The sequence below is a fragment of the Delftia sp. Cs1-4 genome (assembly GCF_000214395.1).
In the GTDB taxonomy this organism is placed as follows: domain Bacteria; phylum Pseudomonadota; class Gammaproteobacteria; order Burkholderiales; family Burkholderiaceae_C; genus Comamonas; species Comamonas acidovorans.
Genome location: NC_015563.1, coordinates 4496166 through 4518121 on the forward strand (window position 1 = coordinate 4496166; position 21956 = coordinate 4518121).

Here is a 21956-nt window from a genome sequence, read left to right on the forward strand (position 1 = left end):
GCCTCGGCGGCCGCCACACAAAAAAAGGCATCGGCGGCGCCGATGCCTTTTGCTTTTTCAATCAGGCCAGGGCGCAATCCGCACCCTGGCGCCAACTCAGGCGAACAGCTGCTTGTGTTCGTCGCGCAGCAGGTTCTTCTGCACCTTGCCCATGGTGTTGCGCGGCAGCTCCTGCACCACGAAGCAGCGCTTGGGAATCTTGAAATTGGCCAGTTGGCCCTTGAGCGCATCGACCACCGCCTGGGGCTCCAGGGCGGCACCGGGGCGCGGCACCACCACGGCCACGCCCACTTCGCCGAAGTCCGGGTGCGGCACGCCGACCAGGGCGCTTTCGGCCACGCCGGGCAGCTCGTTGATGAAGCCTTCGATCTCGGCCGGATAGACGTTGTAGCCGCCCGAGATGATCAGGTCCTTGCTGCGGCCCACGATGCTCACATAGCCCCGCTCGTCGAGCTTGCCCACGTCGCCCGTGCGGAACCAGCCATCGGCCGTGAACTCCTCGGCCGTCTTCTCGGGCATGCGCCAGTAGCCCTTGAACACATTGGGGCCACGCACCTGGATATTGCCGATCTCGCCCACGGGCACCTGCTCGCCTGCGTCGTCCACGATGCGCACGCCCACGCCGGGCAGCGCAAAGCCCACGGTGCCGGCGCGGCGCTCGGACTGGCCGCCGTTGTGCGCGTCGGCGCGGTAGGGATTGGAGGTCAGCATGATGGTCTCGCTCATGCCGTAGCGCTCCAGGATGACATGGCCGGTGCGCTCCTGCCAGTCGCGGTGCGTCTCCACCAGCATGGGTGCCGAGCCCGAGATGAACAGCCGCATGTGGGCCGCCGCCTCGCGCGTGAGCCGCGCGTCCGCCAGCATGCGCACGTAGAGCGTGGGCACGCCCATGAAGACGGTGGCGTCGCGCATGCGCGAGATCACCGTGCCGGGCTCGAACTTGGACAGCCAGATCATGGGGCTGCCATTGATCAACGCGCCGTGGATGGCCACGAACAGGCCGTGCACATGGAAGATGGGCAGCGCGTGGATGAGCACATCCCCCTCCTGCCAGCCCCAGTAGTCCTTGAGCGTCTCGGCGTTGGACAGCATGTTGCCGTGCGTGAGCATCGCCCCCTTGCTGCGGCCCGTGGTGCCGCTGGTGTAGAGGATGGCGGCCAGGTCGTCCTCGCCGCACTCCACCACCTCATGCTCGTCGCCATGGTGGGCCGCGCGTTCCAGCAGCGTGCCGCTGCGGTCGTCGCCCAGGGTGTAGACATGGGCCACGCCCGAGGTGAAGGCGATCTTGGAGACCCAGCCGAAATTGCCTGGCGCGCAGACCACGACGGCGGGCTCGGCATTGCCCACGAAGTATTCGATCTCGGCGCTCTGGTAGGCCGTGTTCAGCGGCAGGAAGACATGGCCGCTGCGCAGCGTGGCCAGATAGAGCATCAGCGCCTCGACCGACTTTTCCACCTGCACGGCGATGCGGCTGGCGGGCGGCAGTTGCAGCGACTGCAGCAGGTTGGCCATGCGCGCGCTGCCACGGTCCAGGTCGGCCCAGCTGTAGAACAGGCTGGCGCCGTCCGCGCCTATGGCCTCTACGGCCCACTTCTGCAGATCCTGGGGAAAGGCGGCGCGCAAGGCAGCGAACAGATTGCGGTTGGTCATGGCTGTGAAGAAGAAGGAAGGGTCCGCGGGAAGCAGGGAAATCTCAGGCACGTTCATGGTTGGGCGAAGGCTGCGCCACGGACAGCTCGCGCAGGATGCGCTCGCGGTCCGCGTCCAGCGCGGGCGGCTGCCTGCGCACCAGGGGCTGATCGCACGCGGCCAGCAAGGGGTTGCCCGCCACGCGCAGCGTCTGGCCACCGGGGGCCTGCACCTGGGCCAGCATGCCGCGCTCGCGCACCTGGGGGTGCTCGACGACATCGGCCACGCTGTTGTACTCCCCCGCCGGGATGCCATTATCAGTGAGCAGGCGCAGCCAATGCGCCCTGGGACTGTCCCGCAGGCGCGCCTCCAGCGCGGCCTTGAGTTCGGCCTGGTGCTCGCAGCGCAGGGCATTGCCGGCAAAGCGCGCGTCCTCGGCCAGTTCGGGCAATTGCAGCAGGCTGCACAGCTTGCGGAACAGCGCATCGCTGCCCACGGCGATGACGAACCAGCCGTCCTGCGCCGCGAACACATCGAAGGGTGCCATGGACGGATGCCGCGTACCCATGGGCCCCGGCACGCTGCCCAGCGCACCGAGCCGCGCCACGGGGTTCTCCAGCAGGGCCACCTGGCAGTCGAGCATGGAGACATCGACACGCTCGCCCTGCCCCGTGCGGGCGCGGCGCATGAGTGCGGCCTGCGTGCCGATGACGGCGTACAGCCCCGCGCCCAGGTCGCCGATGGACACGCCCACGCGGCAGGGCCTGGCGCCCGGGTGGCCGGTCACGCTCATCATTCCGCTCATGGCCTGCACCACCATGTCGTAGGCAGGAAAGCCGCTGTAGGGGCCTGTCTGGCCGAAGCCAGAGACCGACGTCATCACCAGCCGGGGATGGCGCGCATGCAGGGTCTCCCAGCCATAGCCGAGCTTGTCCATGGTGCCGGGGCGGAAGTTCTCGACCAGCACATCGGCGCCTTGCAGCAGGCGCTCGAAGACCTCGCGGTCCTGCGGCTGCTTGAGGTCCAGCGCAATGGATTCCTTGTTGCGGTTCACCGACAGGAAATAGGCCGAGCCCCCGTCCACAAACGGCCCGATGCCGCGCGCATCGTCGCCCGTGCCGGGCTGCTCCACCTTGATCACGCGCGCGCCCAGGTCGGCCAGCATCTGCGTGCACATGGGTCCGGCCAGCACGCGCGTGAGGTCGATGACGGTAAGGCCTTCCAGCGGCAGGCCCGTGGCTTGTTCATTCATAGGGATTTCCATATCGTTATCTATTGCTTGATGCGACACCCACAACCTGTGGGACCGGCGGGGCCCAAGACCAGGACACCGAGGAAGGGCCGCTCCCGCACCGAGGGTGTCGTCCCCCCCGCGAAGCGAGAGGGGGAAGGCGCGTGGCGCCTCAGGGGGTGTCTCACTGCAGCCCGGCGCCGGAACGCTGGGTCAAGGCCTTGGACTCCTGCCCTTCCTTCAAGGCCCAGGCACGGAACTCCTCTAGGGATGCCGAGGGCGCTGCCAGATTGCCCTGCTTGGCCAGCCTGGCCTTCACATCGGGGTCTTCCAGCGCCTTGGTGCTGGCATCGAACAGCTTCTTCGCCACGTCCTCGGGCAGGCCCGCCGGTGCGAACAGCCCAAACCAGAAGGTGTAGTCAAAGCCCGGCACCCCGGACTCCTTCATGCCCGGCAGGTCGGGGAACAGCGGCGAGCGCTCGGCCGTGCTCACGGCCAGCATGCGCAGCTTGCCGGCCTGGGCCAGCGGCAGCACCGAGGGCGGTGTGCCGAAGGTCAGGTCCACATCGCCGGCGGCCACGGCCTGTATCGATGGCGCACCGCCCTTGAACGGCACATGCAGCATGCGCAGCCCGCCGCTGGCGCCCGCGAACGACAGCGTGGCCAGGTGCGTGATCACGCCTGCGCCCGAGGAGGAATAGCTGAGCTTGTCGGGCTGGCTGCGTGCCAGAGCCACCAGATCGCCCACGCCCTGGCCCGGAAAATCCTTGCGCACGGCCAGCAGCATGGGGGCCGAACTCCAGCGCGTGATGCCCGTGAAGTTGCGCGCGCCGTCATAGCGCGCGCTCTTGTAGAGCAGTTGGTCCGAGCCATAGATATTGGCGCTACCCAGCAGCAGCGTGTAGCCGTCGGGCGCTGCACGCGCCACATGCTCGGAGGCCAGCGTGGTGCCGGCGCCCGGGCGGTTGTCCACCAGCAGGGGCTGTCCCAGGATCTTGCCGACCTTGTCGGCCACGATGCGCGCCACCGCATCGGCGCCGCCGCCGGGCGGAAATCCCACGACCAGCGTGACGGGCCGCGCGGGATAGGACTGGGCCATCGTGCCACCGGCCAATCCGGCCAGCAGCAACGACAGTGCAAAACGCTTGAACATGGCTTGTCTCCTGTTTATTGATACCCCCTGAGTCGCTGCGCGCCTTCCCCCAAAGGGGGACGACACCCTCGGTGCGGGAGCGACCCTTCCTCGGTATCCCCGAGTTGGGCCGCGCCGGTTCCGTGGGCTGTGGGCGGTAGGCAGCACCACGGGCAATCTGCGTGTATGCGGGAGGATGCGGTTCAGCGCCCCCTGAACTCCGGGCTGCGTTTCTCGCGCCAGGCCCGGCCGCCCTCCTGCAGGTCTTCGGAGGCGATGCTGCGCTGCACCTCGCGCGTGATCTCGGCCACGTCATGGCGGCCACGCGCGATCAGGTTCAGGTGCTTTTTCATGCCGAACAGGGGGATGGGCGCCATGGCGGCCAGCGTGCCGGTGAGCTGCTCCACGGCCGCGGCGAAGGCGGCGGGATCGGCCAGATGGGTGAGGAATCCGCAGGCCTTCATCTCCGGGGCCTGGATGCGCTCGCAGGTCAGAAACAGCCGCTTGGCCGTGTCCAGGCCCAGGCGCGAGACATAGCGCTCCAGCCCGCCCGCGTAGAAATGCAGGCCCAGGCGCGCGGCCGGCATGAACATCTCGGCCGCCGTGCTGCCCACGCGAAAGTCGCAGGCCAGGGCCATGTCGGTGGCGCCGCCGTAGACGCCGCCGTGGATGGCGGCCACGGTCACGGCGCGGCATTGTTCGATGGCGTCCACCATCTCGCCGAAGCTGCTGCCCTCGGTCTGGCTGCCCTGGATCTCTGATATATCATAACCACTGCAAAAGTACTTGCCTTCGCTGCGCAGCACCACCACGCGCACGTCGTCGCGGTGGTTGATATGCTCCATGTGCGCGACCAGCGCGCCCAGGTCTTCCGGAGCCAGCTTGTTGGCCGCTTCGGGGCGCTGCAGCGTGATGGTGGCCAGGTGATCCTGGATGTCGAGTCTGGGTGTCATATGTATCAGTCAATCAATCAGATATATTTAAATTAGAAAATGCTTCCAGCCAAGCAGCCATTGGAGAAAACCCCGGCCACGTCCAGCCTGCAGGAGCGTATACGGCAATCGCTGGAAGACGAGCTGCGCTCGGGCGCCATGCGGCCCGGCGACGCCATCGACGAGCCGGCCCTGTGCGAACGCTTCGGCGCCTCGCGCACCCCCGTGCGCGAGGCGCTGCTGCTGCTGGTGGCCAAGGGGCTGGTGGAGATCGTTCCGCGCTCGGGCATCTATGTGCGGCGGCTGGATGCGCGCGAGCTGGTGGCCATGATGGAAGGCCTGGCCGAGCTGGAAGGCGTGCTGGCACGGCTGGCTGCCACGCGCATCCATGCGCAGCTGCGCGAGCGGCTGCAGGCGGCGCTGGCGCACACCGCCGCCTGCGCCCAGGCGCAGGATGCCGAAGGCTATGTGCAGGCCAACATGCAGCTGCACGAACTGATATACGAGGCCAGCGGCAATGACTTCATCGTGGAGCAGACGCGGCTGCTGCGGCTGCGCATCACGCCCTACCGGGGCCGCATGTTCGAGAAGCCCGGCCGGCTTGCGCGCTCGCAGCAGGAGCACGCCACCGTGGTGGCCGCCATCTGTGCAGGCCAGGCGGAGGTGGCCGCCGAGGCCATGCGCCAGCACATCTGCGCAGGCGGCAGCGCCTTCACCGACATGGTGCTGGGCGCGCCCGCGCAGGCGGGCTACGAGCGCCCGCGCAAGTCAAGGTAGCCCGAAGAGGGCTCAGGGCCGCACTTCGAAGGCCAGGAACTGCGTGACCTGGTTGTCCGCGAAGTTGTTGTCGGCCACCAGCACCAGGGTGCGGTTGCCGTTGGCCAGGCGCGGGCCCCAGGAGATGCCTTCGATGTTGTCGAGCTTGACGCCCTGGTAGGTCACGGGCATTTCCAGCAGCAGCTCGCGCTTCATGGGCTTGTAGCTGGCGCCCACCAGGCTCTTGAAGCTGCGCACGTCGGTGGTGTCCGGCTCGATGGTGGCGCGCGTCAGGCGGATGGTGTTGCCCACGCCATCGGCAAAGGCGCGCTCGATGGCGATGAACTCGTTGTTGGAGACCGCCAGCAGCTCGGGCAGGCCGTTGTCCGGCGGAAAGCTGCCGCTGGCGGCCTTGTCCAGCGGAATCTTCGGCAGTTGGTAGGCGTACTGCGCGCCCGACTTGCCCGTGGCCGGATCGAGCTTGAGGACGCGGATGACGCTACCCGCCGCCAGCGTGGTGAGGGGGCCGTCTTCCACCAGCGCATCCTCGTTGGCCGTGAACACGCTGCCGTCGGGCGTGACGGCCAGGGCCTCGAACAGCTTGTTGTTGCGCCCTCCGCTGGTGGTGTTGTCCACGTAGTTGAAGGCCGCAGGCGTCTCGAAGTCGCGCACGAAGCTGCCGTCGACCTTGATCTCGCGCACAAAGGGCTGGAACAGGCTGGCGGGGTCGGTGCTGAAGTTGCCCTCGCTGGATACGTAGAGGTTGCCGTTGGGCGCCACGCGGATGCCTTCGGGGTCCACGGTGCGGCGCGTGCTGGGCAGCGGCTGGCCGTCGCGGCCCTTGAGCGTGACCATCTTGCGGATGGTCACGGCCTGGATGGCCTTGTCATCGAACTGAATGCCCAGGTTGTAGAAGCGCGGCGTGCCACGCTCGCCGCCGCGCTCATCGGAGATGGCCCAGTAGCTGCCATCGGGCGCGCGGTCCAGGCCGGAGATGCCGCCGAACTCCACGCCGTCGAACAGTGTCTTGGTCTTGATGCTGTAGTCGCCGATCAGCCGCAGCGAGCCGATGGTCTCGGGGCCGTCGTCGCTGCCGCCGCAGCCTGCCAGGCCCGTGGCCGTGCCGAAAGCCAGGACCAGCGCGAGCAGCACGGATGCGGGCGAGCGGACCTTGTCTGCCTTGTTCATATTCCCTCCCAGGATGGATCTCAGAAGGGATGGACCGTAGCCAAGGCCCGTGACAGGGTGGTGACATGCACGCGCATGCCGCCGCCCTGCCCCAGCCCTGAGCGGCCCCTCGTCCGCTACTCCAGCTTGGCGCCCGAGGCCTTGACCACCTGCGCCCAGCGCGCGATCTCGCCATGCACCATGGCCGCGAACTGCTGCTGGTTCATGCCGCCGTAGTCGGCGCCGTTGCGCGCCCAGATGGACTTGATCTCTTCGGCCGAGCCTATGCGCTGCACCTGGTCGATGACCTGGGCCTGCACGGCCTGCGGCGTGCCCTTGGGCGCCCACAGGCCGTACCAGGTCGTGACCGTGTAGTCGGGCAGGCCGGACTCAGCCGCGCAGGGCACGTCGGGGAAGGCGGGGTTGCGCTTGTCGCCAGAGACCATCAGCGCGCGGATGCGTCCGCTCTTGATGTGCTGGGCCGACGAGCCCAGGCCGTCGAACATCATGTCCACATTGCCGGCGATCAGGTCCTGCAGCGCCGGGCCCGCGCCCCGATAGGGAATGTGGGTGATGAAGGTATTGGTCTGCAGCTTGAACAGCTCGCCGGCCAGGTGGTGCGAGGTGCCCGCACCCGCCGAGGCGTAGTTGAGCTTGCCCGGCCGCTTGCGCAGGTCGGACAGCAGCTCCTGCACGGTCTTGTGCGGCACGTTGCGCGGGTTGACCACCAGCACCTGGGGCACGCTGGCCAGCAGGGCCAGCGCGATGAAGTCGCGCTCCAGGTCATAGTCCAGGCGCGGGTACATGGACGGCGCAATCACATGGTGGGTGCCGCCCATGAAGAAGTTGTAGCCGTCCGGCGCCAGCTTGGCCGCGTAGCTGGCGCCCAGGGTGCCGCCTGCGCCGCCGCGGTTGTCGATCACCAGGGTCTTGCCCGCGCTCTTGGCGAACTGGGCCGAGAACGGCCGGGCAAAGGCATCGGTGCCCCCGCCGGCCGGAAACGGCACGACCAGGTTCACGGGTTTGGACGGCCAGTCCGCCGCCGCGCGGGCCGCCATGGGCAGGGCCAGCGCGGCCATCGAGGCCCCGGCTGCGCGCAACACCGCGCGCCGCCCCGTGGGGTGGGAAGCTTGCATGACTTGTCTCCTTGTCGCCTCTTTGAGGCTGTCTTCGTTGTCAGGCGCAGCAGTCCCTGTGCAAGAAAAGGGGCACGGCCTGCGCCGCGCCCCTTTTCATTTGCACAGGGCTTCGATGTCCGAGGACACCGGTATGCGGCCCTGCGCCAGCAGGCCGCGATGCTTGTCCAGGCGCTTGAGGTCGTAGAGGTAGTTGACCATCAGCCCCAGCGACTGCTTGAGTCCCTTGGCCGACAGGTCGGCCGCCCAGTTGAGCCGCTCCACGCGCGCGCCGTTGCCCAGGTGAAAGCGTGCCACCGGGTCCAGCGGCCGGCCCTTGGCCGTCTCGCGCCCCAGATAGTGAGCAGCGCAGAACAGCAGTGCGCGGCGCACGGGTGCGTCGGGCTTGAGATCCTGCGGCGCATCCAGCGCCGCCAGCAGGTGCTCGGCGCCCATGCCGCCGGCCTTGAGCTCGAAGGCCTTGCGCTGGCGCTCGTCCATCTTCTCCAGGATGGCATCGCCGTGCTTGGCGATCCAGGCACGCAGGCCCGGAATGGGAGACAGCGTGGCGAAATGGCGCAGCCGGGGGAACTCGCCCGTCAGCGTCTCCACCACATGCTTGATCAGCGAGTCGCCAAAGCTCACGCCGCGCAGGCCGGCCTGGGTGTTGCTGATGGAGTAGAAGATGGCCGTGGTGGCGCGGCCCAGGTCGGAGGCCGCCGCCGTCTCGTCCAGCAGCGGGGCGATGCTGTCGGACATCCGGTCCACCAGCGCCACCTCCACGAAGATCAGCGGCACGGTGGGCATGCGCGGGTGGAAGAACCCGTAGCAGCGCCGGTCGCTGTCCAGGCGGTTCTTGAGGTCGGCCCAGCTGCGGATGTCGTGCACGGCCTCGTACTGGATGAGCTTTTCGATCAGCGAGGCCGGCGAGTCCCAGCTCAGGCGGCGCAGCTCCAGCAGGGCCACGTCGAACCAGTTGGCAAACAGATGCTCCAGCTCGGCGTCCAGCGCGGAAAAGCGCTGCTGCTCCGCCTTGGGCAGGGCCAGCAGTTCGGCGCGCAGGTCCACCAGAAAGCCCATGCCGCCCTGGGGCTGGGCAAAGCGCTGCAGCAGCCGCGTGCGCGGCGACATCAGCGCGCGGCGCAGGTCCATCTCGGCCTGGCCGCGCTCGGCATCGCTGGCCGCCGTGTCATAGCGCTTGCGCGCGGCCATCAGGGCTTCGGTATCGGGGCCGAACTGCTCGACGATCAGCGCCCAGAAATCCTTGTGCGCAGGCAGCTCGGCCTGGGCGTACCAGTCCATGAGCAGTTGCGCATGGCGGCCGCCCTCGACATCGCTCAGGCCGGCGTCGGCGGCAGCCTGCAGGTCTTCCATGAGCTTGCGCAGCTCGCGCGGGGACAGCACTTCCTGGCCACGCCGCAGGGTGGCCTGCAGGCGCTGGGCCGTGCCGCGCGGCGCGGGTCCCTTGGCTGCCTCGCCCTCGGACTTTGTTGCAGGCGCAGCCGCATCGGTGCTGCGAAAGCGGGACACATTGCGGGCAATCCAGTCAGTAGCCAGACCCATTCAGAAGTTCCTCCATGTCAAGCGGTCACGGGACTGTCATGCCGCCAATCGGCCAATGACAATCTTTTGCTGCTCACATTATGAGAGTCTGCACGGCAGACCGTGTACGCCGATGTCGCGTTCTTGTCTTCGGGCTATCCCCATGCATGCCCCTGTCCCCTCTCCCGTCAACCTTGCACAAAAAAAAAGCGGGCACCAGGCCCGCTTCGTATCCGTGCGTACCGCCGGCCTCAGGCCGGCTTGCCCGCCTGGGCAGGATAGGCCGGGCGCCCCGCGGCCCAGAACCACATGGCGATGCCGCCGATCACCATGGGCACGCACAGCCACTGGCCCATGCTCATGCCCAGCGACAGCAGGCCCAGGAAGTCATCGGGCTCGCGGAAGTACTCGGCAATGAAGCGGAAGGCGCCGTAGCCGACGAGGAAGACCGCCGCCACCTGGCCCGGCTTGTGCTCCTTGCGCGCATACAGCCACAGCAGCACGAACAGCAGCAGGCCTTCCAGCAGGAACTGGTAGACCTGCGAGGGGTGGCGCGGCAGCATGGAGCCGCTTTGCGGGAAGACCATGGCCCAGGGCAGCTCGGGGCTGGCGAAGCGGCCCCACAGTTCCCCGTTGATGAAGTTGCCAACGCGGCCGGCCGCCAGGCCCGTGGGCACGCAGGGCGCGACGAAGTCGGCCACCTCCAGCCAGGAGCGTGCTCGCGATCGCGCGAACCAGACCATGGATGCGATCACGCCGACCAGGCCGCCATGAAAGCTCATGCCGCCCTGCCAGACATAGAAGATCTCCAGCGGGTGGCTCAGGTAGTAGCCCGGCTTGTAGAACAGGCAGTAGCCCAGCCGGCCGCCGACGACCACGCCGAGCACGCCCAGGAAAAGAATGTCTTCCACGTCCTTGCGCGTCCAGGCGCGGTCGCCCTGCATGCGCACGAAGGGCGGGTGGCGCAGCCTGCGCGTTCCCAGCCAGAGGAAGAGGCCGAAAGCGGCCAGATAGGTCAGGCCGTACCAGTGCACGGCGAGGGGCCCGATCTGCAGGGCCACGGGATCGATCTGCGGGTACATCAGCATGGTCGGCATTGTGCCGCAGCGCCGCATGGCCGGCGCCGGCCAGGGGTTGGAAAGCTGGCGGCGCGGCGGTTCAGCCCGGCTGGCTTTCCTGGATGGCCATGAGCTTGTCCAGGGCCGCGAACAGATGGCGCTGCTCGGTGGCGGTCAGAAGTTGCTCCAGCTCGTCTTCGAGTTGCACCACCACGCCCTCGGCCCGCGCCTGCAGCGCGCTGCCTTCGGCCGTCATGTGCAGCTGCTGCAGCCGGCGGTCGCGCGGATCGGGCTGGCGCCCGATGAGCCCGCGCTGCACCAGGCGCTCGACCACCGGCACCAGGTTGGAGGGCGAGATGTCCAGCGCCTCGCCCAGCTGGCGCAGGTAGATGCCGGGATTGGAGTGGATCAGCACCAGGATGGAGAACTCGCTGGGCTTGAGGTCCAGTTCGGCCACGCGCCGCGCGAACAGCTTGTGGATGTGGATTTCCGCGCGCGTGAGGCGGTAGCCCAGGAAACGCTGCAGGCGCGACTGATCGACGGCGGGTTCGGAGGAGCTGTCCATGGACACGGATCTGGAAGAGGAAGAAGGCACACCGAGGCAAAGCCGCCCCAGCGCCTGCGGATCTTCAGGGCCGGTGCGGCGTTCCATCATAAAAGCCCCGGCTGCCCGCTCAGGCCACGGCGGCCGGCAGCGGCGTGCGCGCGGCGGACTCGGTGCGGCGCAGCCAGTGCTCCGCATCCAGCAGCCCATGCGCGAAGAACCAGGCCGCGCTGTCCGCCTTGGAGCGGCGCAGCGCCGGATCGGCCAGCGGCTGGCTGACACGCGCCGCGCGCGCCCAGGCAAAGGCCATGCACAGCGTGCCGACCAGGCGCAGATAGTCCTCGGCGCAGCGCGCCAGCAACGGGGCGTCGCCTGCGGCGCGGGCGCACAGCGCGCCCGTCAGCGCTTCGGTGCGATCGCTCCAGCTGCGCAGCGCGCCGGCCAGGCCGGGCTCCATGCCCGCCGCCTCGCAGGCAGCGGCCTCCTCGCGCAGTGCCGCCAGCAGCGGCGCCAGCGCGGCCCCGCCGCTGGCGGCCACCTTGCGCTGCAGCAGGTCCAGCGCCTGGATCTGGTTCGTGCCCTCGTAGATCATGGCGATGCGCGCATCGCGCAGCGTCTGCTCTATGCGGTACTCGTGCACGTAGCCGTAGCCGCCGAAGACCTGCAGCGCCTCGCTGGCCAGCGCAAAGCCCCTCTCGGTGAAGAAGGACTTGACCACGGGCGTGAGCAGCGAGGCCAGCGCATGGGCCTGGGCGCGCTCTGCGGCATCCGGCGCCTGTTCGGCCAGGTCCAGCTGGTGCGCCACCCAGCCTGCAATGGCGCGCATGCCTTCGGTCCACACACGCAGGTCGCCCAGCATGCGCTGCACGGCCGGCTGCAGGGCGATGGGGTCGGCGGGGCCCTGCGCATCGGCGGGCCGGGGCTGGGCACGCATCTGGCGGCGCTCGGCCGCATAGGCGCGCGCCAGTTGCCAGGCCATCTCGGCATGGCCCAGGCCCTGCAGGCCCACGTGCAGGCGGGCGGAATTCATCATCACGAACATGGCGGCCAGGCCCTGGTGGGGCTGGCCCACCAGCCAGGCCTGGGCGCCCTCGAAGCGCATGGCGCAGGTGGCGCTGCCCTTGATGCCCATCTTCTTTTCGATGCCGTCGCAGTGAATGGCGTTGGGCAGGAACCCGCCGCCGTCCTGCGGAATGCCGCGCGGCGCCAGGAACAGCGACAGCCCGCGCGTGCCTGCGGGCGCATCGGGCAGGCGCGCCAGCACCAGGTGCACGATGTTCTCGCTCATGTCCTGGTCGCCGCCCGAGATGAAGATCTTGCTGCCGTCCAGGCGGTAGCTGCCATCGCCCCGGGGCCGGGCCTGGCTGCGCAGCAGGCCCAGGTCGGAGCCGGCCTGGGGCTCGGTCAGGCACATGGTGGCCAGCCAGCGCCCGCTGACGATGTGCGGCAGGTAGGTGGCGCGCAGGTGCGCGTCGCCATGGGCGTGCAGGCAGGCATAGGCGCCGTGCAGGATGCCCGGGTACATGGTCCAGCCATGGTTGGCCGAGGCCAGCATTTCGTGCAGCGCGGCATCCAGCAGCTGGGGCAGGCCCTGGCCGCCGGCCTCGGGGGCGCAGGCCAGGGCCGGCCAGCCGGCTTCCACGAAAGCCGCATAGGCCTCGGGAAAGCCGTCGGGCGTGCGCACCCTGCCCTCTTCCAGTCGGCAGCCCTGCAGGTCGGCCGTGCCGTTGAGCGGCGCCAGCACGTCGGCGCAAAAGCGCCCGGCCGCCTCGACCACCATGTCGGCCGTCTCCTGGTCCAGGGCTTCATGGGCCGGCATGCGGCGCCAGTCGGCCTCTGCGCTCAGCCAGTGCTGCTGGACGAAGCGGATGTCCTCCAGCGGCGGCTGGTAATGCGAGCAATGTGATGCCTGCGCGCTCATGCCCGGCCCTCCATGGCCGCGACCAGGCGGCGGTAGGGGCCGATGGCGCTGGCCAGGCACAGCACGGACAGCAGCGCGGCCAGGGCGGACACCAGGCCCAGCGACAGGCCCACGAGCTTTTCGTCATGGAAGACGAAGTCCGTGAAAAAGGCCACGAGGAAGGGACCGAGCCCCAGGCCGATCAGGTTGATCAGCAGCAGGTAGATGGAAGTCACCTGGCCGCGCAGCTGGTTGGGCGTGACCGCCTGCAGGATGGGCGGCGCCAGCGCCACCGGCATGCCCAGGAAGAAGGTGGTGGCCGCCACGGCCACCAGGGCCACGGTGGGCGAAGGCGCAAAGGCCAGCACCAGGCCGGTGATGATGAGCACGCCGGTGGCCACCAGCGAGATGACGATCGACCCCACCTGCTTGCCGCGCGCCGTGAGGTAGTCGGCCAGGAAGCCGCTGAGCAGCATGCCGCCAATGCCGAAGGTCAGGATGATGACGCCGTAGGCGGGACCGATCTCGCCGGGCGTCCAGCCCCACTGGCGGATGAAGGTGGCCGGCAGCCAGGCCGTGACGCCGAAGGTGATCATGGCCGTGATGCCAGGCGCCAGCAGCAGCGGCAGGAAGGCGCGCTTGTTGCGGAACACATGGGACAGATCGGGCGCGGGGCCTGCTGCAGCGGCGGCCCTGGCGGAGGCGCCTGCCGCCTGCAGGCCGCGGCGCACCGGCTCGCGCACGGTGTACATCAGCGCCACCAGCGGAATGCCGGGCAGGGCCACGAAGATGAAGGCCGCCTGCCAGGGCTTGAAACTGCCCAGCAGCGGGAACACCACCTCGCCGGCCTGGCTCGTGGCCTGGATGACCAGGCCGCCCACGATGAAGGCCGTGGCCGAGCCGATGTACACGCCCGAGGTGTAGATGCTCATGGCGCGCGCGCGGCGCTCGGGCGGGAAGTAGTCGGCCAGCATGGAATAGGCCGCCGGCGACAGCGCCGCCTCGCCCACGCCCACGAACATGCGCGCCACGAACAGCGAGACAAAGCCCGTGACATAGCCACCGGCCGCCGTGGCCACCACCCAGATCGCCATGCCGATGACGATGAGGTTGCGGCGGTTCCAGCGGTCGGCCAGGCGCCCCAGGAAGATGCCGACGAAGGTGTAGAAGATGGCGAAGGCAAAGCCGTGGACGATGCTGAACACCCAGTCCGACAGCTGCAGATCCTTCTTGATGGGCTGCACCAGCAGGCCCAGGATCTGCCGGTCCACGAAGGACAGGGTGTAGGCCAGCAGCAGGATGATGGTGACGTAGTAGGCATAGCCGAGTCCGTTCGACTCGGCCGGCGCGGGCGTGGACACGCGGCCCGGCGGGTAAGGCAGGCTCATGGAGACCTCCTGTGGAGGAAGGGGAAGCGGAAAAAAGAAAGCGGGAAAGCGAGACAGGGCTGCGCATGAAAAGGGCCGGCGCACCGCGCCAGCCCTTGCGCGATCATCAGCCCGCGCTGTGCTCGACCAGCATCAGCGCATCGAGCGCGACCACGCCCTGCCCTGCGGGCAGCACGATGACCGGGTTCAGGTCGATCTCGCGGATGGCCGGCGTGCCGCGCAGCACCTGGCCCAGGCGCACAATGAGTTCGGCCAGCGCCTGGCGGTCCAGCGCCGGGGCGCCCCGGTAGCCGTGCAGCAGCGGCGCGCCCTGCAGCCGGTCCAGCTCGCGCAGCACCTCGCCGGTGGACAGGTCGGCGTCCAGCAGGCGCGCATCGCGCATGATCTCGGCCGTCACGCCGCCCAGGCCGGCCAGGATCACCGGGCCCCACTGCGGATCGTTGCGCGCGCCGATGATCATCTCCAGGCCGCGTTGGCCCATGGCCTCGATCAGCACGCCGTCCAGCGCAATGGCGCTGTCATAGGCCGCCACGTTGGCATGCAGCCAGCCCCAGGCCTCGCCCATGGCCTGCGCGTCGGCAATGTTCAGGATCACGCCGCCCGCATCGCTTTTGTGGCTGAGGTCGGCGGACTGCGCCTTGAGCGCCACGGGCCAGCCGATCTCCGACGCAATCGCCACGGCCTGCTCGGCCGAGGTGGCCAGCCGGCCGCGCGCAAAGGGTATGCCGGCCTGTGCCAGCACGGCCTTGGATTCGTACTCGGGCACCACCGTGCGGCCTGCGGGCAGGGTCAGGGCGACGGGCTGGGCATCGGTTCGCTCGAAACTGCGCTGGCTGAAGGCGGTCAGGCGCTGCACGGCGCGCAGGGCACGCTCGGTGCTGGGGAAGTACGGCACGCCCAGCGCACGCATCTCGGCGATGAACTCGGCAGGCACGGCCGCGCCCTCGTCCAGGCCCGCGACGATGACTGGCTTGGCTGGCCGCAGCTCGCGCACGGCGCGCAGCACGGGAGGCATCTTGATGCCGCAGGTCACCGGGTCGCCCTGGATCAGGCCGATCAGGACGGTGGAAAAGCGCGCATCGCCAAACAGCGCATCCAGAGTGCGGAAATACAGGTCCGGCTCCACCAGGCCCTGGGCCGTGAGGTCCAGCGGGTTGCTCACGCCCACGAACTCGGGCAGTGCCGCGCGCAGCGCGGGCGAGTCGTCGTCGCCGATGGCGGGCAGGGCCAGGCCCAGTTCCTCGGCCCAGTCCAGCGTCAGCGCCTTGAAGGCGCCGGACTCGCCCAGCACGGCAACTCCTGCTGCAGCTGCTGCACCGGTCCCACCGGCCGCACCAGCCGCACCGGCCGATGGCAGCACGGGGCAGCGGATGGCGATCTCGGCGATGTCGCCCAGCTCCTCCAGTGTCTCGGCAAACACGGCGCCTGCGCGTTCCAGCTTGGTGCGCATCAGCGCATAGTCGCCGGCCATGGCGCCGGTGTGCGTGGCGGCCGAGGCGCGCGCCGCACTGCTCTTGCCCGGATGCAGCAGCACCACGGACTTGCCCAGGCTGCGCGCACGGGCCACGGCGGCCAGGATGCGCGCGGGCTGGCGGAACTGCTCGACGATCATGGCGACCACGCGCGTGGAGGGCTGCTCCAGCAGGAAGTCCACATAGTCCTCGGCATGGCTGGCGGCCTCGTTGCCCGTGGAGATGGCGTGCGACAGCGGCAGCGCGCGGCTGGCCAGCGTGGTGCACAGCACGGTCATCATGGCGCCGCTTTGCGAGACCACGCCTATCGCGGGCCGCGCGGCATCGACATGCTGCGCGTCGATATTCACCTCGACAAAGGTCAGCGGCACGCGCTGCAGGTAGTTGATGCAGCCCAGGCAGTTGGGGCCTTCCACCACCATGCCGGCCTCGGCGGCAATGCGTGCGATCTCGCGCTGCTCGGCCATGCCGCGCTCGCCCGCCTCGGCAAAGCCTGCCGAGAAGATCACCGCCGCGCCCACGCGGCGCGCCGCCAGTGCGCGCACCGTGTCCAGCACAAAGGGCTGGGGGATGGCCAGCACGGCCACATCCACGCCTTCGGGCAGCTGATCGACCGAGGCCAGGCAGGCCCGGCCGGCGATCTCGCTGCGCTTGGGATTGATCAGGTGGATGTCGCCGGCAAAGCCGTTGCGCTCCAGATTGCCCAGCACCGATGCGCCCAGCGCACCCGGCGTGGCCGAGGCGCCGACGATGGCGATGGAACGCGGCCTCAGCAGCCTGCCGATGTCGGGCCGCAGGGCGGCCGCCATCTCTGTCGTTGTCATTCTTGTCTCCAATGATTAAAGCTGGGAGGCCTACCGCGCGTGGTGGACGCTGCCCAAGCGAGGGACACCGAGGAAGGGCCGCCCCGCACTGAGGGTGTCGTCCCCCTCCCTCGCGAAGCGAGTTAGAGAGGGGGAAGGCGCGAAGCGCCTCAGGGGGTGACTTGCTTGCTCAAGTCGTAGGTGCCCAGGCCAGGCTTGTAGGTCTTGTCGTCCAGGAACTGGCGCATGCCTTCCTTGCGGCCTTCGTTGTCGTAGCTGTTGGCGGCTTCCTGGGCGCGCACCAGGTAGTCCTCGGCGTTGTCGTAGCTCATGTCGCGCACGCGGCGGATGGCGTCCTTGGTGGCCTTCAGGGCGCTGGGGTTCTTCTGCAGCAGGGCCTCGGCCACTTCGGTGACGCGGGCCTGCAGGCGATCGGCCGGCAGCGACTCGTTGACCAGGCCCCACTCGGCGGCCGTGCGGCCGTCGATGTTCTCGCCCAGCATGGCGTGGTACATGGCACGGCGAAAGGACAGCAGCTCCACCGCCACCTTGGAGGCGCCGCCACCGGGCAGGATGCCCCAGTTGATTTCGGACAGGCCGAACTTGGCGTCATCCGAGGCAAAGGCCAGGTCGCAGGCGAACAGGGGGCCGTAGCCGCCGCCGAAGCACCAGCCGTTGACCATGGCAATGGTCGGCTTCTGGAACCAGCGCAGGCGGCGCCACCAGCCATAGCTCTCGCGCTGGGCCTTGCGGGTGCCGGCCAGGCCGGTGGCCTCGGTCTCGCGGAAGTACTCCTTCAGGTCCATGCCGGCCGTCCAGGCCGTGCCTTCGCCTGCAAGCACGACCACGCCCACGTCGTCACGGAACTCCAGGTCGTCGAGCACACGCATCATCTGGCGGTTGAGCTGGGGGCTCATGGCGTTGCGCTTTTCGGGGCGGTTGAATTTCACCCAGGCCACGCGGCCTGTGACGGTGCAGGACACGGTCTGTTCTTCGGTACGTTCGGTGCTCATTGCGCTTCCTTGTGCAAAGGGGAAATGGGGTTTTGGACACCGATGCTTCGGCTCCATAATCGTTATGATAAATAACTATTATTGAAGCCCGCAATACAGCGTTTACCCTAGCCCCCTCCCCCCCGCCAGCCTGCCGCGATGCGAATGCTTCTGCGTCGCGCATGCATGCAATGCGCCGTCCACGGGGAATTGCAGCGCGCGCTTTGGCCCAAGGGCCGGTTCACGCGATACTTGCGGCGTTCACACAGTCAGGAGAAGAAGAACATGCAAGGCCAACCAGAAGTCATCGAATGCCTCATAGAGTTGCTGCGCGGCGAGCTTGCCGCGCGCGACCAGTACTTCATCCACTCGCGCCAGTACGAAGACCAGGGCCTGCTGCGCCTGTTCGAGCGCATCGGCCATGAGATGGAAGAGGAAACCCAGCACGCCGACGCCATCCTGCGCCGCATCCTGTTCCTGGGCGGCCGCCCCGACATGCGCCCGCACGAATTCACGCCCGGCGAGACCGTCGAAGAGATGCTGCGCAAGGACCTGGCCACCGAATACCGCGTGCGTGACAGCCTGCGCTCGGCCATGGCCCTGTGCGAGCGCCACAGCGACTTCAACAGCCGCGACCTGCTGCTGGCACAGCTGCGCGATACCGAGGAAGACCACGCCTACTGGCTGGAGAAGCAACTGGGCCTGATTGAAAAAATAGGCCTGCCCAACTACCTGCAAAGCAAGATGGGCGAGCCGGCCTGAAGACAAGTCGCCCCACGATGAAAAGCAAACCGGCAGCCACGATGAAACGGCAAGCCGGTCGCCCCGCGATGAAACAAGAGCCCTCAAGGGCCTGAAAGAAGAGAAAAGAAAAAGGGATGGAAAGCCGCAAGGCCTTCCATCCCTTTTCATTTTCATCGGGTGCGCACCGCCGGGCGGCGGTGCTGCCCGGTGTCAGTCGTCCAGCAGGGACAGGTCGCGCACGGCGCCCTTGTCGGCCGACATCACCAGCTTGGCATAGGCCTTGAGCGCGGCCGAGACCTTGCGCGGGCGCGGCTCGGCGGGCTTCCAGCCCTTGGCATCCTGCTCGGCACGGCGGCGGGCCAGCTCCTCGTCGGAGACCAGCACGTTGATGCTGCGGTTGGGAATGTCGATGCGGATGCGGTCGCCGTTGCGCACCAGGCCGATGGCGCCGCCAGCGGCAGCTTCCGGCGAGCAGTGGCCGATGGACAGGCCCGAGGTGCCGCCCGAGAAGCGTCCGTCGGTCAGCAGTGCGCACTCCTTGCCCAGGCCCTTGGACTTGATGTAGCTGGTCGGGTAGAGCATTTCCTGCATGCCGGGGCCGCCCTTGGGACCTTCATAGCGCACGACGACGATGTCGCCGGCCTTGACCTTGTCGTCCAGAATGTTCTGCACGGCCTCGTCCTGCGACTCGGTCACGTGGGCCGTGCCTTCGAACACGTGAATGCTTTCGTCCACGCCGGCCGACTTGACCACGCAGCCGTCCAGGGCGATGTTGCCCGTCAGCACGGCCAGGCCGCCTTCCTTGGAGAAGGCGTGCTCGTAGGAGCGGATGCAGCCTTCTGCACGGTCCAGGTCCAGGCTGGGCCAGCGCGTGTTCTGGCTGAAGGCCACCTGGGTGGGAATGCCGGCCGGGCCTGCCAGGTAGAAGTGCCTGACGGCCTCGTCCTGGGTGGTGGTGATGTCCCACTGCGCCAGGCCTTCGCCCAGGGTCTTGGCGTGCACGGTGGGCACGTCGGTGTGCAGCTTGCCGGCGCGGGCCAGCTCGCCGAGGATGGCGAAGATGCCGCCGGCGCGGTGCACATCCTCGATGTGGTATTTCTGCGTGTTTGGCGCCACCTTGCACAGCTGGGGCACGGAGCGCGAGAGGCGGTCGATGTCGGCCATGGTGAAGTCGATCTCGGCTTCACGGGCAATGGCCAGCAGGTGCAGGATGGTGTTGGTGGAGCCGCCCATGGCGATGTCCAGCGTCATTGCGTTCTCGAAGGCCTTGAAGCCCACGGAGCGCGGCAGCACGGAGGCGTCTTCCTGCTCGTAGTACTCGCGGGCCAGTTCGACGATGCGGCGGCCGGCGCGCTTGAACAGTTCCTCGCGGTCGGCATGCGTGGCCAGCACCGTGCCGTTGCCGGGCAGGGACAGGCCCAGCGCCTCGGTCAGGCAGTTCATGGAGTTGGCGGTGAACATGCCCGAGCAGGAACCGCAGGTCGGGCAGGCCGAGCGCTCGACCTGGGCGACCTGCTCGTCGGTGTAGTTGGAGTCGGCCGCGATCACCATGGCATCGACCAGGTCCAGCTTCTTGAACTCCAGCTTGTGCGTGTTGGGATTGGCCAGCTTGGTCTTGCCCGCCTCCATGGGGCCGCCGGAGACGAAGATCACCGGAATGTTCAGCCGCATGGCGGCCATCAGCATGCCGGGGGTGATCTTGTCGCAGTTGGAGATGCACACCAGCGCGTCGGCGCAGTGGGCGTTGACCATGTACTCCACCGAGTCCGCGATGATGTCGCGGCTGGGCAGCGAATACAGCATGCCGTCGTGGCCCATGGCGATGCCGTCGTCCACGGCAATGGTGTTGAATTCCTTGGCCACGCCGCCTGCGGCCTCGATCTCGCGCGCCACCAGCTGGCCCAGGTCCTTGAGGTGGACGTGGCCCGGAACGAACTGCGTGAAGGAGTTGGCGATGGCGATGATGGGCTTGTCGAAGTCGCCATCCTTCATGCCGGTGGCACGCCACAGGGCGCGCGCACCGGCCATGTTGCGGCCGCCGGTGGAAGTCTTGGAACGGTATGCGGGCATGGGGAATCCAGTTGTCTGTCGTCTCGGTCCATCCCTGGTCCTGTGGGGAAGGCCAGGGTCTGGGCGAAGATTATGGCGCAGCGCCCGCCGCACCGCTGGGCCACAGGAATGCCCCGGCCGGCATGGGCCGCCCCTTTGCAGACCCCAGGCATCGCCTGCGGCGAAGCCTGCGCCGCCGTTCAAGGCCCCTCAGCGGCGCGAACGCGAGCGCGTGCCCGTGCCCATGGCTTCCTTGTTCTTTTCGATGCGCTTCAAGCGCCGCTGCTCGATCTTGTCGGCCGCGCGCCGCTTGGTGTAGCCAGAGGTGTCGGCCCAGGCCCACCAGGCTGCCGTCACGCCATAGGCGCCCAGGATGACGTACCAGGACCAGGAGGCCACAGGCTCGATATCGGCCAACTTCAGCAGGGTGAGCAGGACCGCGATTCCCAACAGATACATAACTTCTCCTTCACCAGACGGTGCTTCACACGAGGTAACGCATCAGGCATGCGCGCCCACTACAATGTTTCGCATAATTATTCCCGACAACCCCCAGGAACTCATGATGAAGCAGACATTGATCGCATTGGCCTTGACCGTCGTCACCGTGGCTCCCGCCATGGCCGACCAGGCTCTTGCCGCCTCCAAGAACTGCATGGCCTGCCACGCCGTGGACAAGAAGCTGGTGGGCCCGTCCTACAAGGATGTGGCCTCCAAGTACGCAGGCCAGAAGGACGCGGTGGACAAGCTGGCTGCCAAGATCATGAAGGGCGGCAGCGGCGTCTGGGGCCCGGTTCCCATGCCCGCCAACCCCCAGGTCAACGATGCCGACGCCAAGAAGCTGGCCGCCTGGGTGCTGTCGCTGAAGTAAGTTCCGCCGGCCTCCCGCCTCGGGGCCCGCAACGAAAAAACCGCGCAACGCAAGTCGCGCGGTTTTTTTCATGGTCCTCCCGTGAATCCGGGCGCGGGCCGCCTACCTGTAGTCCGGAGCGCCTGCGCCGGGCTGCTGGTACAGGCGAACCTGCTGCTCCAGCTGCCCCACATAGGCGGCCGTGCTGTTGTCCGACTCCTGGGCACGCTGCACCAGGTGCGCCTCCAGCCCGTCCAGCCGCGCCATCAGCACTTCCTTGTCACGCGCATGCAGGTCTTCCAGCACGGTGCGCAGTTCGGTGAAACGCGAGGCCTCGGCCTTGTCGGCCAGGTCCCGCTGGGCCTGCATTTCCTTGGCGTGGCGGCGCGCCTCCATCAGTACCGAGCCCTGCAGCCACAGCACATAGGCGACGAAGAACACGCCCAGCAGGCAGGTCAGCGCCAGCATCAGCACGCCCAGCGGCGCCTGGACTTCGGTCACGCCCAGCGACACGACGGAAGGCGCGGCCAGCGTGTTCCAGTTGAATGCCGCCAGCAGCGCAATCAGGGCCACGGTGATCAGCAGCGACAGGGTTCTCAGATTCATGGTGCAACGCCTCCCTCGGCAGTGGTGAAAACAACAGCTTCGGTTG

Annotated in this window: 19 protein-coding genes; 3 read left to right on the plus strand and 16 right to left on the minus strand. The window is 68.1% G+C overall.

Features of this window, described 5'->3' with window-relative positions; genetic code table 11:
• Window positions 1–96: 96 nt before the first annotated feature.
• From DELCS14_RS19670 to DELCS14_RS19685, 4 genes are all read right to left on the minus strand, one after another.
• Window positions 97–1650, minus strand: a complete 1554-nt coding sequence (locus DELCS14_RS19670) for a malonyl-CoA synthase (RefSeq protein WP_043796837.1) — start codon at window positions 1648–1650, stop codon at window positions 97–99.
• Between the two features lie 43 nt (window positions 1651–1693).
• Entirely contained in the window at window positions 1694–2881 is a 1188-nt protein-coding gene (locus DELCS14_RS19675; RefSeq protein WP_013803231.1) for a CoA transferase, read from the minus strand.
• A gap of 163 nt (window positions 2882–3044) precedes the next feature.
• Window positions 3045–4013 (minus strand): tripartite tricarboxylate transporter substrate binding protein, encoded by a 969-nt coding sequence (locus DELCS14_RS19680; protein WP_013803232.1) that lies wholly within the window; start codon window positions 4011–4013, stop codon window positions 3045–3047.
• Window positions 4014–4195: 182 nt separating this feature from the next.
• Window positions 4196–4945, minus strand: coding sequence for an enoyl-CoA hydratase/isomerase family protein (locus DELCS14_RS19685; RefSeq protein ID WP_013803233.1), 750 nt, complete (start codon window positions 4943–4945; stop codon window positions 4196–4198).
• Between the two features lie 39 nt (window positions 4946–4984).
• On the opposite strand from DELCS14_RS19685, the gene DELCS14_RS19690 reads away from it, so the two are divergent.
• Window positions 4985–5701 (plus strand): GntR family transcriptional regulator, encoded by a 717-nt coding sequence (locus DELCS14_RS19690; RefSeq protein WP_013803234.1) that lies wholly within the window; start codon window positions 4985–4987, stop codon window positions 5699–5701.
• Window positions 5702–5713: 12 nt separating this feature from the next.
• Here the strand turns inward: DELCS14_RS19690 and DELCS14_RS19695 are convergent, their stop codons facing one another.
• The 9 genes from DELCS14_RS19695 to DELCS14_RS19735 form a co-directional block, all read right to left on the minus strand.
• Window positions 5714–6868 (minus strand): esterase-like activity of phytase family protein, encoded by a 1155-nt coding sequence (locus tag DELCS14_RS19695; RefSeq protein ID WP_013803235.1) that lies wholly within the window; start codon window positions 6866–6868, stop codon window positions 5714–5716.
• Window positions 6869–6984: 116 nt separating this feature from the next.
• Window positions 6985–7983 carry a tripartite tricarboxylate transporter substrate binding protein gene (locus tag DELCS14_RS19700; protein WP_012204613.1) on the minus strand — a complete coding sequence of 333 codons (999 nt, stop codon included), beginning with the start codon at window positions 7981–7983 and terminating at the stop codon, window positions 6985–6987.
• 96 nt (window positions 7984–8079) lie between these two features.
• A complete protein-coding gene (locus tag DELCS14_RS19705; RefSeq protein WP_013803236.1) occupies window positions 8080–9525 on the minus strand; it encodes a malonyl-CoA decarboxylase in 1446 nt (481 codons plus the stop codon).
• Window positions 9526–9755: 230 nt separating this feature from the next.
• The gene (gene lgt / locus DELCS14_RS19710; RefSeq protein ID WP_225614206.1) at window positions 9756–10601 is read right to left on the minus strand and encodes a prolipoprotein diacylglyceryl transferase; all 846 of its coding nucleotides are present in this window, start codon (window positions 10599–10601) and stop codon (window positions 9756–9758) included.
• Between the two features lie 61 nt (window positions 10602–10662).
• Window positions 10663–11127 (minus strand): MarR family transcriptional regulator, encoded by a 465-nt coding sequence (locus tag DELCS14_RS19715; protein WP_013803237.1) that lies wholly within the window; start codon window positions 11125–11127, stop codon window positions 10663–10665.
• 109 nt (window positions 11128–11236) lie between these two features.
• Complete coding sequence (locus tag DELCS14_RS19720) at window positions 11237–13027, minus strand: acyl-CoA dehydrogenase (protein ID WP_013803238.1); 1791 nt, start codon at window positions 13025–13027, stop codon at window positions 11237–11239.
• The gene (locus tag DELCS14_RS19725; RefSeq protein ID WP_013803239.1) at window positions 13024–14394 is read right to left on the minus strand and encodes an MFS transporter; all 1371 of its coding nucleotides are present in this window, start codon (window positions 14392–14394) and stop codon (window positions 13024–13026) included. Before DELCS14_RS19725 ends, DELCS14_RS19720 begins: the two co-directional genes overlap by 4 nt.
• A 106-nt stretch (window positions 14395–14500) precedes the next feature.
• Window positions 14501–16690, minus strand: coding sequence for an acetate--CoA ligase family protein (locus DELCS14_RS19730; RefSeq protein ID WP_013803240.1), 2190 nt, complete (start codon window positions 16688–16690; stop codon window positions 14501–14503).
• Window positions 16691–16839: 149 nt separating this feature from the next.
• Complete coding sequence (locus DELCS14_RS19735) at window positions 16840–17682, minus strand: p-hydroxycinnamoyl CoA hydratase/lyase (protein WP_013803241.1); 843 nt, start codon at window positions 17680–17682, stop codon at window positions 16840–16842.
• Between the two features lie 264 nt (window positions 17683–17946).
• On the opposite strand from DELCS14_RS19735, the gene bfr reads away from it, so the two are divergent.
• Entirely contained in the window at window positions 17947–18423 is a 477-nt protein-coding gene (gene bfr, locus DELCS14_RS19740; RefSeq protein WP_013803242.1) for a bacterioferritin, read from the plus strand.
• A gap of 192 nt (window positions 18424–18615) precedes the next feature.
• Here the strand turns inward: bfr and ilvD are convergent, their stop codons facing one another.
• On the minus strand, window positions 18616–20475 hold the full coding sequence (gene ilvD / locus DELCS14_RS19745; RefSeq protein ID WP_013803243.1) for a dihydroxy-acid dehydratase: 1860 nt from the start codon (window positions 20473–20475) through the stop codon (window positions 18616–18618).
• 189 nt (window positions 20476–20664) lie between these two features.
• Window positions 20665–20913, minus strand: a complete 249-nt coding sequence (locus tag DELCS14_RS19750) for a TIGR04438 family Trp-rich protein (RefSeq protein ID WP_013803244.1) — start codon at window positions 20911–20913, stop codon at window positions 20665–20667.
• 106 nt (window positions 20914–21019) lie between these two features.
• Between DELCS14_RS19750 and DELCS14_RS19755 the strand changes: the two genes are divergently transcribed.
• Window positions 21020–21325: a c-type cytochrome gene (locus tag DELCS14_RS19755; protein WP_034398318.1), complete on the plus strand. Its 306-nt coding sequence runs from the start codon at window positions 21020–21022 to the stop codon at window positions 21323–21325.
• Window positions 21326–21427: 102 nt separating this feature from the next.
• Here the strand turns inward: DELCS14_RS19755 and DELCS14_RS19760 are convergent, their stop codons facing one another.
• Complete coding sequence (locus DELCS14_RS19760) at window positions 21428–21910, minus strand: hypothetical protein (RefSeq protein ID WP_013803246.1); 483 nt, start codon at window positions 21908–21910, stop codon at window positions 21428–21430.
• Window positions 21911–21956: the final 46 nt, after the last annotated feature.

Coding starts and splice junctions, on each gene's coding strand:
- DELCS14_RS19730 (WP_013803240.1), bottom strand. CDS start 16,690: ATGACAACGACAGAGATGGCGGCCGCCCTGCGGCCCGACATCGGCAGG.
- DELCS14_RS19680 (WP_013803232.1), bottom strand. CDS start 4,013: ATGTTCAAGCGTTTTGCACTGTCGTTGCTGCTGGCCGGATTGGCCGGT.
- DELCS14_RS19670 (WP_043796837.1), bottom strand. CDS start 1,650: ATGACCAACCGCAATCTGTTCGCTGCCTTGCGCGCCGCCTTTCCCCAG.
- lgt (WP_225614206.1), bottom strand. CDS start 10,601: ATGCCGACCATGCTGATGTACCCGCAGATCGATCCCGTGGCCCTGCAG.
- DELCS14_RS19760 (WP_013803246.1), bottom strand. CDS start 21,910: ATGAATCTGAGAACCCTGTCGCTGCTGATCACCGTGGCCCTGATTGCG.
- DELCS14_RS19695 (WP_013803235.1), bottom strand. CDS start 6,868: ATGAACAAGGCAGACAAGGTCCGCTCGCCCGCATCCGTGCTGCTCGCG.
- DELCS14_RS19675 (WP_013803231.1), bottom strand. CDS start 2,881: ATGAATGAACAAGCCACGGGCCTGCCGCTGGAAGGCCTTACCGTCATC.
- DELCS14_RS19685 (WP_013803233.1), bottom strand. CDS start 4,945: ATGACACCCAGACTCGACATCCAGGATCACCTGGCCACCATCACGCTG.
- DELCS14_RS19700 (WP_012204613.1), bottom strand. CDS start 7,983: ATGCAAGCTTCCCACCCCACGGGGCGGCGCGCGGTGTTGCGCGCAGCC.
- DELCS14_RS19755 (WP_034398318.1), top strand. CDS start 21,020: ATGAAGCAGACATTGATCGCATTGGCCTTGACCGTCGTCACCGTGGCT.
- bfr (WP_013803242.1), top strand. CDS start 17,947: ATGCAAGGCCAACCAGAAGTCATCGAATGCCTCATAGAGTTGCTGCGC.
- DELCS14_RS19720 (WP_013803238.1), bottom strand. CDS start 13,027: ATGAGCGCGCAGGCATCACATTGCTCGCATTACCAGCCGCCGCTGGAG.
- DELCS14_RS19690 (WP_013803234.1), top strand. CDS start 4,985: ATGCTTCCAGCCAAGCAGCCATTGGAGAAAACCCCGGCCACGTCCAGC.
- ilvD (WP_013803243.1), bottom strand. CDS start 20,475: ATGCCCGCATACCGTTCCAAGACTTCCACCGGCGGCCGCAACATGGCC.
- DELCS14_RS19750 (WP_013803244.1), bottom strand. CDS start 20,913: ATGTATCTGTTGGGAATCGCGGTCCTGCTCACCCTGCTGAAGTTGGCC.
- DELCS14_RS19715 (WP_013803237.1), bottom strand. CDS start 11,127: ATGGACAGCTCCTCCGAACCCGCCGTCGATCAGTCGCGCCTGCAGCGT.
- DELCS14_RS19735 (WP_013803241.1), bottom strand. CDS start 17,682: ATGAGCACCGAACGTACCGAAGAACAGACCGTGTCCTGCACCGTCACA.
- DELCS14_RS19725 (WP_013803239.1), bottom strand. CDS start 14,394: ATGAGCCTGCCTTACCCGCCGGGCCGCGTGTCCACGCCCGCGCCGGCC.
- DELCS14_RS19705 (WP_013803236.1), bottom strand. CDS start 9,525: ATGGGTCTGGCTACTGACTGGATTGCCCGCAATGTGTCCCGCTTTCGC.